Source organism: Rhizobium sp. BK619 (assembly GCF_014195245.1).
Lineage (GTDB): Bacteria > Pseudomonadota > Alphaproteobacteria > Rhizobiales > Rhizobiaceae > Rhizobium > Rhizobium acidisoli.
Genome location: NZ_JACIBH010000006.1, coordinates 89,828 through 107,838 on the forward strand (window position 1 = coordinate 89,828; position 18,011 = coordinate 107,838).

The 18,011-nt window shown below is 60.1% G+C and carries 8 protein-coding genes; 5 read left to right on the forward strand and 3 right to left on the reverse strand.

Annotated features, from left to right (window positions below; all coding sequences use genetic code 11):
- The first annotated feature begins 31 nt into the window (after positions 1-31).
- The 5 genes from FHX14_RS12750 to ugpC all read left to right on the forward strand — a co-directional run bounded on the left by FHX14_RS12750 (position 32) and on the right by ugpC (position 6,483).
- Complete coding sequence (locus FHX14_RS12750) at positions 32-2,356, forward strand: alpha-L-rhamnosidase (RefSeq protein WP_184377327.1); 2,325 nt, start codon at positions 32-34, stop codon at positions 2,354-2,356.
- 37 nt (positions 2,357-2,393) lie between these two features.
- Positions 2,394-3,677, forward strand: coding sequence for an extracellular solute-binding protein (locus FHX14_RS12755; RefSeq protein ID WP_184377328.1), 1,284 nt, complete (start codon positions 2,394-2,396; stop codon positions 3,675-3,677).
- Positions 3,678-3,799: 122 nt separating this feature from the next.
- Complete coding sequence (locus tag FHX14_RS12760) at positions 3,800-4,678, forward strand: sugar ABC transporter permease (RefSeq protein WP_184377329.1); 879 nt, start codon at positions 3,800-3,802, stop codon at positions 4,676-4,678.
- The gene (locus FHX14_RS12765) at positions 4,675-5,502 is read left to right on the forward strand and encodes a carbohydrate ABC transporter permease (RefSeq protein WP_184377330.1); all 828 of its coding nucleotides are present in this window, start codon (positions 4,675-4,677) and stop codon (positions 5,500-5,502) included. Before FHX14_RS12760 ends, FHX14_RS12765 begins: the two co-directional genes overlap by 4 nt.
- 3 nt (positions 5,503-5,505) lie before the next feature.
- Positions 5,506-6,483, forward strand: coding sequence for a sn-glycerol-3-phosphate ABC transporter ATP-binding protein UgpC (ugpC, locus tag FHX14_RS12770; RefSeq protein WP_184377331.1), 978 nt, complete (start codon positions 5,506-5,508; stop codon positions 6,481-6,483).
- A 32-nt stretch (positions 6,484-6,515) separates the two neighbouring features.
- Here ugpC and FHX14_RS12775 read toward each other — a convergent pair whose 3' ends face one another.
- From FHX14_RS12775 to FHX14_RS12785, 3 genes are all read right to left on the reverse strand, one after another.
- Positions 6,516-7,664, reverse strand: coding sequence for a UDP-galactopyranose mutase (locus FHX14_RS12775; protein ID WP_184377332.1), 1,149 nt, complete (start codon positions 7,662-7,664; stop codon positions 6,516-6,518).
- 6 nt (positions 7,665-7,670) lie between these two features.
- A complete protein-coding gene (locus FHX14_RS12780) occupies positions 7,671-9,746 on the reverse strand; it encodes a glycosyl transferase (RefSeq protein WP_184377581.1) in 2,076 nt (691 codons plus the stop codon).
- Positions 9,747-9,924: 178 nt separating this feature from the next.
- Positions 9,925-17,913 (reverse strand): hypothetical protein, encoded by a 7,989-nt coding sequence (locus FHX14_RS12785; RefSeq protein WP_246713387.1) that lies wholly within the window; start codon positions 17,911-17,913, stop codon positions 9,925-9,927.
- Between the last annotated feature and the right edge of the window lie 98 nt (positions 17,914-18,011).

The following is an 18,011-nucleotide window of genomic DNA, read 5'->3' on the forward strand; positions in this document are numbered from 1 at the left end:
AGAACGTTCTACATTTCATCGGGAGGATTTGATGAACTTTCAGCCGGCAGCCATCAGCGGCAATCTCGTTTCGCGCGCCTGGTCGGGAGAGATGATCGCGCCGCTGTCGGACGGTGGGCAGGGAACCGCCGCAAGCTTCGTCTCCAAAAGCTTCGAACATGATGGCGCCGGGGTTCCGGCCGAGCTGTTCATCTCCGCCCTCGGTCTTTACCGCTGCTTCATCAACGGCGCGCGCGTCGGCGACGACCTGTTGACGCCGGGCTGGACGAATTACGACGATCGCATCGCCTATCAGCGCTACGATGTCTCCAGCCTGCTCAACCCGGGCCTCAACCGTATCGAGATCTGGCTTGCCGACGGATGGTACCGCTCGCCCCTGATGTGGGGCGCCAAGCCGATCCCGAACTGCTGGGGCGACAGGATCGGCGCCATTGCGGATCTGATGGGCCCGGGCGGCGTCATTCTTTCCACCAATACGAGCTGGCGGAGCGGCAGGCTGCCGATCCTGAAATCGGGGATCTATTTCGGCGAGATTTATGACGCGCTGCTGGAAAACCCCACGGAAACGCACGGCACCGAGAGATTGCCGTTCGACACGGCGCTGCTCGTTGCACATGAGACGGCAGCGGTGCGGGAGTTGCAGCCGCTCGCCGCCGTCGACAGCTGGACCGACGACGACGGCAGAACGATCTATGACTTCGGCCAGAACGTCGGCGGTTACGTCAGATACACAGTCCGCGGCGTCGGCGGTACCGAAGTGCGGGTGGAGCATTCGGAAGTGCTCGGCCCCGACCGGCATTTCGACAATCGCAACTATCGCACGGCCGCGGCGCACACACTCTACACACTGCGCGGCGACGGCGACGACGAGACCTATGCGCCGCATTTCACCTTCCACGGCTTCCGTTATGCCAGGGTGACGATCACGGGAAATGCCAAAATTCTTGAAATCGCATCGATCCCGATCTCGTCGGTGCCCGAGCCTGCCGGCGGCTTCACTTGCCGAAATCCCCTCGTCAATCGCCTCGTCCAGAATACCATCTGGTCGCAGCGCGCCAATTTCGTCGAAGTACCGACAGATTGCCCGCAGCGCGATGAACGCCTGGGCTGGACTGGCGACGCACAGGTGTTTGCCGCAACCGCCTGCTGGCTGAGCGACAGCCAGTCCTTCTTGAGGAAATATCTACGCGATGTGATGGCCGACCAGCGCGAAGACGGCGCCGTCTCGCATTTTTCACCGGACCCGACGCGCCTGCATCCCGCCGATTTTCCGGGTTATGCCGGCTCGACCGGCTGGGGCGATGCGATCGTCGTCATCCCCTGGGTGCTCTACACTCATTACGGCGATCGCGCGGTTCTGGCGGAATGCCTGGATTCCATGGTGCGCTGGGTGGATTTCGTCTGGTCCATTTCGGATGGCCCGATCGTGCATCCGCCGTCGCATTGGGGCGCCCGTGGTTTCACTTTCGGCGACTGGCTGCAGCCGGTCGGCGACAACCGGAAGCCGCGCCCGACGATTGCGGACGACTGCGCGGCCACGCTCTATCACTTCATCTCGACAGACCTTCTGGCAAAGATCGCCGCCGTTCTCGGCGAGCAGGCGCTTGAAGAACAGATGAAGCAGCGCGCCGACGAAATCCGGCGGACATTTACCAACGAGTTCATCACGCCGGCCGGACGGCTCGCGCATAACGACCAGACATCCTATGCGCTGGCTTTCCTGCACGATCTGATCCCGCAGGAGCATCATGAGGCTGCCCAACGGCATTTCCGGCAGGTAATCGTCGATGCCGACTATAGGATCGGTACCGGCTTCATCGGCACCCCTGCCCTGCTGCCGGCGCTGACGAAGCTCGGAATGGACGATCTCGCCGAAAGGGTCTTCCTGCAGGAGGACGTGCCGGGCTGGCTCTATCAGGTGTCGAAGGGAGCGACGACGATCTGGGAGCGCTGGGATTCGATGGCGCCTGACGGCACCATCTACGAACCGGATATGAACAGCTACAACCATTACGCCTATGGCGCCGTCTGCCAATGGCTGTTCGAATGCGTCGCCGGAATTTCGCCGAGCCCGAGCGCACCCGGCTTTGCCGAGGTGATCGTCGATCCCGCGCCGATCCCCGGCCTCTCGCCGGTTGCCGCCCATCATGACGTCAGCCAGGGACGCATCGAGGCCGGCTGGCACTGCAGCAGCAACGAGGTCACCTATGTGCTGACCCTTCCGGAAGGCTGCATCGGCCGCTTCCGGCCCGGACGGCGGCATCAGAACCCGTCGCTGAATGGAAAGCCTGTCGGCGAGGAGGCCGTTCTCCCCCCGGGAACGCACCAGCTGGTCTTTTCTCTACCCGGAATTTGAGGAGCATACACGTCACACCGTTCAGAGGAGGAACGTCATGACACATCGGATAAAGCGCATTCTTGCGGGCGCATCCACGCTTCTGGCGTTGGCCGCGGCCGGCCCGTCGCATGCAGAAACTACGCTGTCTTTCCTGATCGACAACAATCCCGACACAGTCGCAGCAGCCGAGGCCCTGGCTGCCGCCTATCAGACCAAGGCGCCCGACGTGACGATCGAAATCGAACAGCGGCCGGGCGGCGGCGAGGGCGACAACATCATCAAGACACGCCTGGCGACGGGGGAGATGTCCGATGTGTTCCTCTATAATTCCGGTTCGCTCTTACAGGCGCTGAAGCCCACGCAGAAACTGGTCGATCTGAGCAGTCTGCCGTCACAGGCAAAGGTGGACGAAAGCTTCAAGGCGGTGGTCAGCGCCGACGGCAAGCTCTACGGCGTTCCTTTCGGCACGGCGATGGCCGGCGGCATCCTCTACAACAGGAAGATCTATCAGGATCTCGGCCTCTCCGTTCCGAAAACATGGGCGGATTTCATGGCGAACAACGCCAAGGTCAAGGCATCCGGCAAGGTCGCCGTGGCGCAGACCTATCGCGACACCTGGACCTCGCAGCTGTTCGTTCTGGCCGATTATTACAATCTGCATGCCGCCGTGCCGAACTTTGCCGCCGACTATACCGCCAACAAGGCGAAATATGCCGAGACGCCGGCGGCAATGAAGGGCTTCGAACGGCTGAAGGACGTTCATGATGCCGGCCTGATGAACGAAGACTTCGGCGCGGCAAGCTACGACGACGGCTTGAGAATGGTGTCGACCGGCGAGGCAGCGCATTATCCGATGCTGAGCTTCGCGGTCAGTGCGCTCAAGCAGAATTATCCAGAGAACCTCGCAGATGTCGGCTTCTTCGCCCAGCCGAGCGACGATGCCGCAACGAACGGCCTGACGGTCTGGATGCCGCCGGGCCTTTACATTCCTGCGACCAGTCAGCATGCCGAGGAAGCGAAAAAATTCGTCGATTTCGCCGGGAGCGTCGAGGGCTGCAAGATCATGGTGGAAACCAACGCGGTCCAGGGCCCCTCCCTGGTCGACGGCTGCGACCTGCCTGCCGACGTGCCGCCGGCGATCAAGGATATGCTTCCCTATTTCGAGGCCAAGGACAAGACGACCCCGGCCCTGGAATTCGTTTCTCCCGTCAAGGGACCGGCGCTCGAGCAGATCACCGTCGAGGTCGGCTCCGGCATTCGCCAACCAGCCGAGGCGGCGAAACTCTACGACGAGGATGTGCGCAAGCAGGCCAAGCAGCTCGGCCTGCCCAACTGGTAGAGCGGTCTTTCGGGGCTACAGCACCGCGGGTTGTTTCTGACGCGCAAAGGACGCTGTAACACTTATGCAGTTGGCGGCCTCGCTCCTAAAGGGTGAGGCGCCACCCGAGCGAAGAGGGAGCCATGATCGAGACACGCCGCCCGGCGCGCAAATCGCCCTACCCGCTGTGGTTTTTCATTCCCGCCGCCGTCATTTACGGCGTGCTGTTTCTTGCTCCGACGGTATCGTCTCTCTGGTTCAGCCTGACGCGCTGGGATCTTTCGACGGCCGAATTCATCGGGCTCGAAAATTTTCGGCAGTTCTTTTCCGAACCCTTCCTGGTCAAGGGGCTCGTCAACACGCTGATCTACGCGGTGACGACCTCGGGCCTGAAGACGGTCTGCGGTCTGCTGCTCGCCGTGCTGCTGACCAGCAATATTTTCGCCCGCGGCTTCCTGCGCACGCTGGTCTTCTTTCCCGTGCTGGTGTCGACGATCGGCATCGGCATTACCTTCACGGTGATGATGCATCCGACCAGGGGCATTATCAATGTCACGCTCGAAGCGCTCGGCATTCCGGGGCCAGGATGGCTCACCAATCCGGCGCTCGCGCTTTTTTCGGTGGCCCTGGTCGATGTCTGGAAGGGTGTCGGCCTCGCGACCCTGATCTTCATCGCCGGCCTCGCTGCGATCAGCCCCGATTATTATGAGGCGGCGAGAATCGACGGCGCGACACGGCTTCAGCAATTTTTCCGGATCACCCTGCCGCTCGTGCGTCCCGCCACCATCGTCGTGGTGACATTGTCGCTGATCGGCGGGCTTCGTTCGTTCGACCTGATATGGGCGATGACCCGCGGCGGCCCGGGTTTCTCCTCGGATGTGATCGCCTCGGTTATCTACAAGCAGTACCAGGCCGGGTTTTATGGGCTGTCGACCGCCGGAAACGTGATCCTGTTTGCGCTGATCGCCGTGATCATCCTGCCCATCACCCTGTGGTTCAACCGGCGCGAGGTCGAAGAATGAGAAGCGTCCGCCCTTACGTAACCGGCGCGATCGCCTTGGTCGTCGCGGCCGTGATCTTCGTGATGCCCTTCGTTTTCGTCGCTCTTCAGGCGGTCAAATCGAAATCCGAAGCCTCCCGCCTCGATTTCGAATTGCCTGGGCAGTGGCTGTTCTGGGATAATCTGATCGCCGTCTTCAAGGCCCGCGACTACCAGCTCGCGCTCGCCTATTTCAACTCCACCCTGATCACCGTGGTCTCCGTCACCATCCTGCTCTTGCTGTCGGCGATGGTCGGATATGTGATGCAGCGCCGCAGGACCGTCTGGAACAAGGTGGCGTCGGTTGCGCTGTTCATGGGCCTGATGATGCCGCCGGCCGTCGTGCCGACCATCGGCCTCTTGCAGGAGATCGGCCTCTTCAAGACCATGACTGGAATGATCCTGATCCAGGTCGCCTATAATCTCTCCTTTTCGATCTTGCTCTACCGGTCGTTCATCTCGACCATACCGCGCGATCTCGACGAAGCGGCGCTGATCGACGGCGCCAAGCCTCGGCAGATCTTCTTCAGGGTCATCCTGCCGCTTCTGAAACCGGTGACGGTGACCAATATCGTCGTGCAGTCGATCGCGATCTTCAACGATTTCACCAACCCGCTTTATTACCTTCCCGGCAAGGAGAACGTGACGGTGCAGCTGACGCTCTATAATTTCCAGAGCATGTATACGAGCCAGTACAACCTGCTCTTCATGAATATCCTGCTGGTGACGATCCCGCCGCTGATCGTCTTCATCTTCTTCAACCGGCAGATCGTCGCGGGCATGACATCCGGCGCAGTCAAAGGGTAGAAAATGGCTGAGCTCACTCTGAAACAGGTCCGTAAGAGCTTCGGCGCCCTCGAGGTCATCAAGGGCATCGATCTGGAGGTTGCCTCCGGCGAGTTCGTCGTTTTCGTCGGCCCGTCGGGATGCGGAAAATCGACGCTGCTGCGCATCATCGCCGGCCTGGAGGAGACGACCTCTGGTATGCTGACGATCGGCGGCAAGGACGTGACCCATGCCGAACCCTCCGCGCGCGGCATCGCCATGGTATTCCAGAGCTATGCGCTCTATCCGCATATGACGGTCGCCGAGAATATCGGCTTCGGACTATCGCTCGCCCGCCGTCCGAAGGCGGAAATCACAGCCAGGGTCAACGCAGCCGCCGAAACGCTGCAGCTCACCCATCTCCTGCAGAGAAAACCGAAGGCGCTCTCCGGCGGCCAAAGGCAGCGCGTCGCCATCGGCCGGGCGATCGTGCGCGATCCCAAGGTCTTCCTGTTCGACGAGCCGCTCTCCAATCTCGACGCTTCGCTCAGAGCCCAGATGCGCCTCGAGATCGCCGACCTCCACGCCCGGCTGAAATCGACGATGATCTATGTCACCCATGACCAGGTCGAAGCCATGACGATGGCCGACAAGATCGTCGTCCTGAACGGCGGGGCAGTCGAGCAGATCGGCAGTCCGATGGAACTCTACCGCAATCCCGCCACACCCTTCGTCGCCGGCTTCATCGGCAGCCCTAAGATGAACCTCTATGGCGGCGAGACGGCACGACGATTCAACTGCACGACTTACGGCGTGCGCCCGGAACACATCAAACTCTCGGAAGACGCCGGACAATGGCAGGGCAAGATCCGCCACGTGGAACGGCTCGGCGCCGACGCGATCCTCTACCTCGACGTTGCCGATTTAGGAGAAATGGTCGTGCGTGCCGAAGGCGAGACGCCGTTTGCACCTGGCATGACGGTCTGGGCAAATCCGGTCGAGGGAGCGGAGCATCGGTTTTGAGGGTGAGACCAAAGCTTTTCGAGGAGCGTAAATTAGAGCGGCCGATGCAGGAATGCCGGCATCTCGGGCCCGGCGGATAGATATAGCCGTACCGTGTCCAGCGCCTCGCGGATCGTTACGTCCATGTCGAGATAGCGGTATGTCCCGAGCCGGCCGACAAAGGTCACCGAGGCCTCCGCCGAGGATCTTGCCACATATTGGGCAAGCTGCTCCTTCTCCTCCATCAGGCGGATCGGATAGTAGGGAATGTCGTCCGGGCCACAGGCCCTGGAGAACTCTCGATAACAGACCGAGCCGGAATGGTCTTCCCATGGAGACAGATGCTTATGTTCGGTCACACGCGTATGGGGCACGGAAACATCCCCGTAATTCATGACGGCGCAGCCCTGATAATCACCCTCATAGGTAAAGCGCTCGAAATCCAGCGTACGATATCCCAAACGGCCATATTCGTAGTCGAAATAGCCGTCGAGTGGACCGGAATAGAATATGTGGTCGAAGTCCTTGCGCAGACCACTGTGAAACCGTGTTTCCAGATGAACCGTTATATTTGCGTGGTCGAGAATTCGCCCGATCATCTCGGTATAGCCGTGTTCCGGCATTCCCTGATGTTTATGGAAGAAATAGTTGTCGTCGTAGTTGAAACGGACCGGAAGCCGTTTCAGGATGGAAGCCGGAAGTGCAGCTGGAGAGCATCCCCATTGCTTCTGTGTGTATCCTTTGAGGAACGCCTCGTAGAGGCCCTTCCCGACAAAGCGCAGCGCCTGTTCCTCGAAAGTCTTCGGATCCCCTATGGTTTTATCAGCACATTCATCGATGAAGGCCCGCGCCTCCTCGGGCCTGAACGCCTTGCCAAAAAACTGATTGATCGTGTGAAGATTGATAGGCAGGGAATATATCTGCCCTGAACTCGTCGTCTTGACACGGTTCTTATAGGGCAGGAATGTCTGAAAGCGGTTCACATAATCCCAGACTTCTTGGTCGTCCGTGTGAAAAATGTGGGGGCCGTAGACATGAACCATGACGCCCGTGGCGGGGTCGCGTTCCGTATGGCAATTTCCGGCAATATGGCTTCGTGTGTCGAAGACATCGATCTGGTGACCCGCGAGCGCGAGTTCACGCCCGATGACCGCCCCCGAAAACCCGGCACCGACAACGGCAATCCTTTTAATCCCGGCCATTCCCGATCAGCTCTTTCCGGTTGCGCCTGTTGCCGCAAACCCCTCCGCCGCCAATCGGCTGTCGGGCGGAAGAGGCGCATAATTGTGCCATTCGATCAGCTTGTTGCGGTAAGCCTGCCTGTAGGCCCGATCGTCCCAAAAGGCGATGTTTTCCTGAACGAGTTCCGCCCCGATGTCGTAATAAATGTCCAGATTGCGTAAGTCCGGCACTGGCGTTTCACCGCGTTCGCATTCTGCCTGCATTTGCCAGAAAAGTTCTTCGAGACGAGACGCGAGAGCCGGAATATCGCGCAATGCGGAGGTCTCCCGTTTTGCGCGCAAGCATTCCCTGATCTTGTCCAGGCTCTCGGGGTCGTTTGCAAAGCCGATAGCGCTGTCGATATAGGCTTGCGGCCCCGAGCAGATCAGTTCAGGAACGCCGGCGGCGGCAACAATGCTATGGCAGAAGCGTGCTGCAAAACTCTTGCCGGGGAATGTGAGGACAGGCAGCCCAACGGTCAGGGCATCGGCTGCCGTCGAGTGTGCTCCATAGGGAAACGTGTCGAGGAACAGATCGGCGAGCCCGATCCGGGCAAGATGTTTTGCATTCGGCGCCTTGGGCGCGAAAATGAGACGTTCGGCTGCGACACCGGCATTCTCGGCCACTTGGCGCAGACGTTGGTCCACATCGTCGTTTCCAGCGAGGAGCCAGAGCACACTGCCAGGCGCAGCGAGGAGAATTTTCATCCAATGGGCAAAGGTTTCTTGCGTGACTTTCTGCGTGCCGTTGAAGCAGGCAAAAACGAAAACGCCTTCCGGCAGCCCGGCTTCTGCTCGTGACGGCCTTTCGGCAATCACCCTCTTGCGATCGACCGGCTGGCTGCATGGGATCCGGAGAACTTTTTCCGAGTAATAGATCTCGTTCTCCGGCGGGATTATGTGCTCGTCCGCGATGATGTAGTGGTGGAACGGGCTGCCCATCGTTCCCGGATAACCGCAAAAATTGACCACGACCGGTGCTGGCCGATAGGCAAGGATCTTCGTTCGCGCATGCTTGGTATAACCGTTGACGTCGACCAGAATGTCGATGTCGTCGTCGGCGATCTGCCTTGCAGCTTCCGCATCGCCAAGTGCTGCAATGTCGCGCCAGCAATCGACGGCAGCTTTCATGCGCAGCTGGGTCGCATCTCCTTCGACCGGCTCACCACAATAATAGGCGTAGATTTCGACACTATGCTTGTCATGCAGCTCCAGAACCTCTCGGAGCGCGAAGCCGACCGCGTGATCGCGCAGATCCGAGGAAACATAGCCCACGCGCAGGCGCTGACCGGTGCCCGTCTTCTGCTTTGCCACCTTGCGCGGGAAGCCGTTGGTATTCGGACGCCCGACGAAAGACTTGTTGTAGCGGTAAGCCTTGGCGAGCTGGAACAATGGATCATCGGAAAAGCAGGCAAGCGCCAGCGGCGACATGGCGTCGAGCTGTTGACGCATGGAGACATGGTCCGATGGCACAAGCGTTGGCCATTTGCACTGGCGCTGGCGCAGCGCACTCCAATGCTGCCCGGCTTCGGTCTTGTCGGGCCGCAGTTCCATTGCTTGCCATAACGCGGTTTCGGCTTCCTCCAGGAGACCTGCATTTTCCATGACCCGTCCGACGTGCTGAAGCGCCAACAGACGATGTGAGAGCCCGTCAGCCGTTATCTCTCCGGTCATCTCCACGAAGCTCCGCCATTGCAGAATTGCTCCCGTAGCGATGCCGCTGTCTTCCAACGCACGGCCAAGGTTGATGTGTGCCGGCCCGAAGCGCGGCTCAAGCTTCAAGCATGCACGCAGTGCATGAATCGATCCCGCTACATCACCTAGTTGGCGCAGAGTGACGGAATAATTGAAATAGACGAGGTGCAGGAACGGATGGGCGTCGTTGAATGCGATCCAGACTTTGTAGACCTCTGCCGCCTCCAACATTCGTCCGGCGGCGCTCCGACCTTCGGCGAACTGAAACAGCTCGGTGAAGGAAAGGCGCTGGGTTCGCGCAAGCTCCAATATTCCGGCAAGAGACGGAACTGGAATTTGAACTGATGCATCGTTGGTAACCATGGACATCCCACGAATCGACGGCCGGCATTGCAACCATTTGCGAAAGGCTAATGACGGTTAACCGGACTAGCTTGCTCTAAACATGTGTTGAGCGCTGCGGGCAAGCTGGTTTGGGACCATCGCTCAGGCTCGAAGAGGAACCACCCCGACGCGCTCGGGGTGGACGCTTCGGTTGGGATTGCACTTACGCCGTAAGATAGGCCGAGATGACAGCCGCTATCTGATCCGAACTCAGATTCGCCATTTGAGACTTCATCAGAGCATCCAACTGCGTGCTCGACATGCTGGCAATGTCTTGCGTGGACAGTCCCGCTATGCCGCTCGAGCTGAACGCGGCAATGTCATTGGTCGAAAAGGTCGCGACCTCCTGGGTCGTCAACGCCGCAACTTGTACCGATGTCAGCCTGCTTACCTGGGCTGACGTCAGGGCTTCGGCTTGTTCCGTTGTCAGTGAAGTGATGACGCTTGTGGTCAATCCCGCGATCGCATTCGAGCTCAAGGCGACGATGTCATCCGTGGTGAAGACGGCGATATCGTCAGGATCCAGCGCGGCGACCTGCAGCGCGTTCAAGACGGCAATCTGCGCGGTGGACAGAGCAACGATCTGATCGGTGCTCATTGCCCCTATCTGGTTGTGGGTCAGCGAGGCGACCTGGGCCGTCGTCAGGGTCGTGAGCTGGTCGCTGGTAAGGGCGGCGACAACCGCGGTCGACAAGCCTTGAATCGAGTTTGAGCTGATTACTGCCAACTCGGCGGTGGAGAGGGTTTCCAGATCCGCCGTGGTCAATCCCGCAAGTCCGGACGAACTCAATGCTGCGATCTGGGTCGTTGAAAACGCTTCGAATTGTTCGACCCCAAGAGCGCCGATCTGAGCACTGCTCAGGCCGGCGACGCTGCCCGTCGCCAGCGCGGCGATTTGAGTGGTGGATAGCGACGCAACGAAGTCCGTGGACAGACCCTGTATGGCGCTGGAACCGATTGCTGCGATATCGGCGGAAGAGAAAGTCGCCAGGTCGACCGTACTTAGGCCGGCGATACCTGCCGAACTCAACGCGGCGATCTGAGTGCTCGAAAGTGCAGCGACCTGGTCAACGCTCAGAGCAGCAACCTGAGCGCTGTTCAAGCCGGTGATGCCGGCCGTGCTCAAGGCCGCGATCTGTGCCGTAGACAGGACCGTCAGATCGTCTGTGCTCAATGTGGCAACCTGCGTGGAGCCGAGTGCACCGATCTGCGCGGTCGTGAGAGCCTCGACCTGGTCGGTGCTGAGCGCGGCAACCTGCGCCGTCGTCAATCCTGCAATGCCCTTCGTTCCCAAGGCTGCGATCTGGACCGTCGTCAGCGCTGCGACAATAGCGGTCGACAGGCCCGATATGCCGGTCGCGCTGATTGCCGCAATGTCGGCCGTCGATAGGGCTTCAAGGGCACCGGTTCCGAGAGCCGCAATCTGTGACGAACTGAGAACTGCGACTTGGGTGGGCGTCAATGCGGCCGCCTGATCCGTGCCGAGCGCCCCGAGTTGATCGGTGGTCAGACCTGTAATGCCGGCCGTGCTCAGCGCGGCGATCTGCGCGGTCGACAGGGCTGCGATCATAGCGGTGGACAAGCCCGTTATGGAAAGCGAACCAATCGCCGCGATATCGCCGGTCGAGAAGGTTTCGAGATCGGCCGTTCCGAGGACTGCCATTTGTTTGGATGTCAGCGTGCCGACCTGGACAGATGTCAGAGCCTCCGCCTGGTCGGCGCTGAGCGCGGCGATCTGATCGGTGGTCAAGCCGGCAATACCAGCTGTGCTGAGTGCGGCAATCTGAGCGGTAGAGAGCGCTGCTATGCCGGTCGTCCCGATAATTGCAGTCTGCTTGGAACTGAGGGCGCCAATCTGAGCGGTGGTCAAAACTTCCAACTGCTCGGAGTTCAGCGCGGACACCTGCGCCGTGGTCAGACCAGCAATACCGGTCGTGCTCAGCGCGGCAATCTGGCCCGTCGAGAAGGCCGCGATCGTGCTCGTCGACAAACCCGATATTGCGCTTGTGATGGCTGCGATATCCGCGGTCGAGAAGGTTTCCAGATCATCGGCTCCCAAAACCGCTATCTGGGTCGAGCTCAACGTGCCGACCTGGGCTGAGGTCAGAGCTTCTGCCTGGTTGGTGCTCAAGGTCGCGATCTGCGCTGTCGTCAGACCGGAAATACCACCGGTATTAAGAGCCGCAATCTGTGCGGTCGATAGAGCCGCAATATCCGCGGTACTCAGGACCGAGACTTGCTTGGAGCCGAGAACGCCGATCTGGCTTGTCGTTAAGGCTGCCACCAGCGCGGTGCCCAGGGCGGCAATCTGCGCGGTGGTCAAGCCGGCGACGCTGGCCGTGCTGAGCGCCGCAACCTGCTCCGTCGAGAAGGCGGCGACCGTGGTCGTTGACAGGCCAGAAATGGCGCTTGAACTAATTGCCGCGATATCAGCAGTCGAAAAGGTTTGCAGGTTGGCAGCATCCAAGGCCGCGATTTGGGCCGAATTCAAAGAGGCGACCTGAACCGATGTCAGGGCCTCGGCCTGGCCGGTACTCAACGCCGCGATCTGAACGGTGGTTAGACCGGCAATGCCGACGCTGCCAAGTGCAGCAATCTGCGCGGTTGTCAGGACCGCAATATCGGCGGTCGGCAGGGCGGCGACTTGCGTTGAGCCGAGAACGCGGATCTGTGCCGTCGTCAGGGCTTGCACCTGAGCAGTCGTCAGAGCGGAAATTTGCAGACTGCTGAGGCCGACCATGCCGGAGGTGCTGAGCGCTGCGATTTGCGCAGTCGACATCGCAGCGATATCGGCGGTGCTGAGTGCTCTGACCTGTGTGGAACTCAGAGCCGCAAGCTGCTTGCTAAGCAGAGCTTCGGCCTGACTGGTGTCCAAGGCGGCGATCTGCCTGGTGGACAAACCAGAGATCCCCAGCGTGCTGAGCGCGGCAATCTGGGCTGTTGTCAATGCCGCGATTGCCGCGGTGGACAGGCCGGATATGGCACTGGAACCGATTGCGGCGATATCCTGGGTCGAGAAGACCGCTATATCAGCGGTCGGCAGTCCTGAAAGTTGCGTTGAACTGAGCACCGCGACTTGGGCGCTCGTCAATGCCTCGGCTTGATCTGTGCTCAGGGCAGCGATCTGCTTAGTGGTTAGGCCGGTAACGCCCAAAGTGCTGAAAGCTGCGACCTGATCCGTCGACAGGGCTGATACGACTGTTGTGGACAGGCCGGATATGGCGCCGGAACCGATTGCCGCAATGCTCCTGGTTGACAAAGCCGCGACATCGGCAGTCGTCAGCACCGAAAGCTGGGCCGAGCTGAGGGAGGCGATCTGCGCTGTTGTCAGAGCCTGAAGCTGGCCGGTGGTCAACGCGCTGATCTGCTGGGTGGTCAGGCCGGTAACGCCTGACGTGCTGACGGCTGCAACCTGTGTCGTCGACAAGGCTGCAATAGCGTCCGTCGACAGGCCGGAAACGCCGCTCGACCCGATTGCCGCGATTTCCTTGGTCGAGAACGTGGCGATATCGGCCGCGCTCAGGCTGCCGATTTGCTTGGAGCTGAGGGCCGCCACCTGGGCCGAGGTCAGGGCTTCGGCCTGGCCGGTGCTCAAGGCCGCGATCTGAGTTGTGGTCAATCCGGCAATACCGGTGCTGCTCAGGGCCGCAATCTGTGCGGTTGAAAGGGTTGCCACAGCGCTCGTGTTCAGGACGGAGACCTGCGTCGAGTTCAAGGCCGCCATCTGCTTGGTCGCCAGGGCGTTGATTTGGCTGCTGTTCAAAGCGAGGATTTGATCGCTCGTTATGCCAATGACGCCAGCGGGACTGATGGCGGCGATCTGAGCCGTCGACAAGGCGGCAATGGCCGCGCTGGACAGGCCGGAAATGGCGGTCGAACCGATTACGGCAACATCCGCAGTCGAGAACGCGGCTATGTCGTCCGTGGTCAGCACGCTAAGCTGCGCGGAACTCAATGCCGCGACCTGGCTCGTCGTGAGTGCGGCGACCTGCGCGCTGTCCAAGGCATTGATTTGATCGGTGCTCAACCCGGAAATCCCGGCCGTACTGAGTGCAGCGATCTGATCTGTGGCAAGCGACGCGACAATTGTCGTGCTGAGAGCTGCTACCTGGGCCGAACTCAGTGCTGCGATCCGCGTCGTCGCGAGGGCGGCAAGCTGCGCCGCGCCGAGTGCGGCAACCTGATCGGTCGACAAGGCTGTAACGGTGGTCGTGCTGAGGGCCGCGATCTGAGCGGTCGAGAGCGTTGAAATGGCCGAGGTGCCGAGGCCCGACACCGCTTTGTTCGAAATCGCAGCGATGTCGGCAGTCGAGAAGGTGGCGATGTCTTCCGTGCTGAGCGCAGCAAGTTGGGTCGAATTGAGGACCTTCACCTGCGAGGCAGTGAGTGCTTCGGCCTGCGCAGTGCCCAATGCGTCCATCTGGGTCGTTGTCAGGCCGGCAATGCCGGATGTGCTGAGGGCGGCAATTTGTGCCGTAGAGAACGAAGCAACGACATCTGCATCCATTGTGGCAATTTGCGATGAGCTTAAGACCGCAATCTGGTTCGTAAGCAGGGCATCGACCTGACCCGTACTCAACGCGTCGATTTGCGTGGTGCTGAGCCCGGCAACGCCCGCCGTGCTCAAGGCGGCAATCTGGCTGGCCGATAGAGCTTTAATCGCGGCCGTCGATAATCCGGACATCGCGGTTGAACTGATCACCGCAATGTCGGCAGCGGACATCGCGGCGATATCATCCGTTCCCAAAGCGGAGAGCTGGGCGGATTTCAGGGCCGCGACCTGGCTTGTCGTCAAAGCCGCGATCTGCGTTGTATCAAGCGCATTGACCTGATCGGTCGTCAAACCGGTAATGCCTGATGTGCTTATGGCAGCGACCTGGGCAGTAGATAGAGAATCAATGACGCCGGTATCAAATGCAGCAATCTGGGTTGAACTCAGAGCCGTCATCCATGCTGCGGGCATGGTGGCAATCTGCGTTGTGCTCAATGCGGCGATCTGGTTCGTGGTCAATCCGGCGATGCCGGCCGCACTCAACGCTGAGATCTGGTTTGTCGAAAGGGCTGCAATGACCTTCGTGGCCAAGCCCGTGACGGCCTTGTTCGAGATCGCGGCGATTTCGGCGGCCGTGAAGGTCGCAATATCGTCGGCTCCGAGCGCAGAGACCTGGGTGGAACTCAGCTTGGCGATCTGGGTCGCCGTCAATGCCTCGGTCTGAACAGTGCTTAAAGCCGAAATCTGATCAGTGGTCAGGCCCAAGACGCCGGATGCACTAAGCGCTGCGATCTGCGCAGTGGAGAGGGATGCGATGATGCCCGTGTCGAGAACCGCGACCTGGTTCGACGTCAGAAGCGCAATTTGCGTTGGAGCGAGCGCTGAGACCTGGTCGGTTCTCAAGGTGGCAACCTGACCGGTGGTCAGGGCCGCAACTACACCAGTGCTCAGGGCAGCAATCTGGCTGGTGGAAAGAGACGCGATAACGTCCGTGCTCAAAGCTTTTATGGCATTGCTGGCAAGTGCCGCCATATCGGCGGTTGAGAAAGCCGCTAAATCGCTCGCCGTCAGCACTGCCGTTTGAGTCGAACTCAATGCCGCGATCTGGCTGGTCGTCAGACCTGCCAGTTGAGCGGTGCTCAGAGTTGAGATCTGATCGGTCGTCAGGGCCGTGATCGCACTCGTCGCCAGCGCGGCAACCTGATCGGTGGAAAGCGATGCAATGTGGCCGGTCGTCAAGCCGCTGACGGCTTTGCTGGAAATCGCCGCCATTTCGTCGGTCGTGAAGGTCGCCAGATCTTCCGAACTGAGGGCAGCGAGTTGCGTCGAACCTAACGCTTTGATCTGGGTGGACGATAGCGCCGCAATCTGTGCCGTGCTTGCGGCCGCGACTTGACTGGTGGTCAGGCTTGCGATGGCGCTTGTGGTGAGGGCCGCGATCTGCGCGCTTGAAAGGACCGAAACATCACCCGGCGTCATGGCCGCAATCTGCGCTGCTTTCAAGGCGCTGACCTGGGTGGTCGTCAACGCCGAAACCTGTGCGGTGCTCAGGCTCGAGATCTGGCCTGCCGTCAAGCTCGCAACGGCAGCTGAACTCAGAGCAGCAATTTGCGTGGTTGAAAGTGCTGCAACCTGGCTTGTCGTCAGTCCGGCAGCGGCGCTCGCAGTGAGCGCGGCGATGTGATCATGGGAGAGAGAGGCGACAACACCGGTACTCAATCCGGCTATGGCACTGCTGGTGATCGCTGCTATTTCCGCGGTGGAGAACGTGGCGATATCGTCGGCAGACAATACGGAAAGCTGCGTCGAACTCAGCCCCGCAATCTGTGCTTTGGTCAAAGATTCGGCCTGCTGCGTGCTCAACGCGGCGATCTGGCCGGTCGTGAGCCCTTTGACGCCGGCCGTGCTTAAGGCGGCCACCTGCGCGGTCGAAAGCGTCGCGACTTCATCCGTGCCCAGCGCCGCAATCTGTTTTGAGCTCAGCACGGCGACCTGTGCCGTGGTCAAAACGCCCGTCTTCTCCGTGGTCAAGACGGCAATCTGATCCGTGCTTAGACCCGCAATTCCTTTCAAGCTCAAAGCGACGAGCTGAGCCGTCGAAAGAGCGGCGACCGCAGCCGTGCTCAGGCCCGATATCGCGACGCTGGTAATCGCCGCAATGTCATCCGTCGAGAGACTGGCGACGTCGTCCGTTCCCAAGGCAGAAATCTGGGTCGAAGTCAAAGCGGCGACCTGTGCTGTCGTCAGCGCTTCCACCTGCGTTGTCGTGAGTATGCCGATCTGCCCCGTGGCAAGGCCCGAGAGGCCGCTCAGACTGAGGGCAGCGATCTGCGCTGTTGAAAGCGCCGAGATCTCGTCCGTGCTCAAGACTGCTGTTTGCGTCGCCTTTAGGGCGGCGACCTGCGTTGTCGTCAAAGCAGAGATCTGCGTTGTGCTCAAAGCAGCGATCTGGACCGTCGTTAAACCGGAAACGGCAACCTTGCTGATGGCGGCAATCTGCCCGGTTGTCAGCACCGCGATATCGTTCGTGCCTATGACCGCAATCTGCGTCGCCTTAAGGGCCGCAACTTGCGCCGTCGTCAGCGCGCCGATTTGTGCCGTGCTCAACGCGTCTATCTGAGCTGTTGTCAGGCCGGAGACGGCGGCAGTGCTCAGGGCCGCAACCTGGTCCGTCGACAGAGAGGAAAGAACGGAAGTCGACAGGCCCGAAACGGCAGAAACGGTGATCGCCGCAATATCTGCGGTGGAAAATGTAGCAATGTCGTCCGCGCCCAGGATGGAAAGCTGAAGCGAAGTCAGTGCTTTCACTTGATCGGAGCTGAGCGCCTCGGCTTGCGCCGTACTCAAGGACGCGACCTGAACCGTGTTCAGGCTGGCGGTTGCGCCGGTGCTCAAGGCGGCAATCTGCGCGGTCGAAAGCGCCGTGATAGCGGTCGTGCTCATGCCGGCGATTTGGGCGGCTTTGAGGGCAGCGATCTGCGCAGTCGCCAGGGCGCCGACCTGCGCCGTTCCCATGGCCGCGATCTGAGGGGTCGTAAGATTGGAAATGGCGCCGGTGCTTAAAGCGGCGACCTGGGCCGTCGAAAGAGCTGCAACCGCTGATGTCGACAGGCCTGTTATCGCTTTGCTGATAATTGCCGCCATATCTGCGGTCGAAAACGTCGTCACATCCGCAGTGCTCAGAGCCGCAATCTGCAGCGAACTGAGGGCGCCGACCTGGGATGATGTTAAAGCTTCTGCTTGCGCCGTCGTCAGCGCGCTGATCTGCTTGGTCGTGATTGCGGCGATCTGCAGGGAGGTGAAACTTTCGATGGCCGATGTCGACAGTACGGCCAATTGATCAAGCGTGAGGCCGGAAACGGCACCTTGCGAAATCGCGCTCAGCTGCTGAGAGCTGAGGACCTCGACATCTTCGGTATCCAATGCGGCGATTTGAGCCGACGAGAGCACACTGATCTGCTTCGTTGAAAGAGTTGCCACGTCTTCCGTCGTCCAGGCAGCAACGGCCGCCGTCGAAAGCGACTTGATCTGAGTGAGACTGTAGGAAGAAACTATCGAAGTCATGGCAAGACTCTTTCCGTAGCCAATATGAATAGGACCGGAAGGCCGCAGCTTGGCTAAGCGCGCCTTCCCGAATCGAAAAAATGAATGTCCCCACAATCGCTGCCAGCCTAGGTTGCCTGGCTTGCGTGAAGCTGTGATTTTTCACGCCGCGGCCCTGCTCAAGGCGTGATCCCGACCAACCGGAAGCCTTCAAT

Bases quoted from the DNA above. Each gene is read 5' to 3' on its own strand.
- FHX14_RS12750 (WP_184377327.1), top strand. From the start codon at position 32: ATGAACTTTCAGCCGGCAGCCATCAGCGGCAATCTCGTTTCGCGCGCC.
- ugpC (WP_184377331.1), top strand. From the start codon at position 5,506: ATGGCTGAGCTCACTCTGAAACAGGTCCGTAAGAGCTTCGGCGCCCTC.
- FHX14_RS12775 (WP_184377332.1), bottom strand. From the start codon at position 7,664: ATGGCCGGGATTAAAAGGATTGCCGTTGTCGGTGCCGGGTTTTCGGGG.
- FHX14_RS12765 (WP_184377330.1), top strand. From the start codon at position 4,675: ATGAGAAGCGTCCGCCCTTACGTAACCGGCGCGATCGCCTTGGTCGTC.
- FHX14_RS12780 (WP_184377581.1), bottom strand. From the start codon at position 9,746: ATGTCCATGGTTACCAACGATGCATCAGTTCAAATTCCAGTTCCGTCT.
- FHX14_RS12760 (WP_184377329.1), top strand. From the start codon at position 3,800: ATGATCGAGACACGCCGCCCGGCGCGCAAATCGCCCTACCCGCTGTGG.
- FHX14_RS12755 (WP_184377328.1), top strand. From the start codon at position 2,394: ATGACACATCGGATAAAGCGCATTCTTGCGGGCGCATCCACGCTTCTG.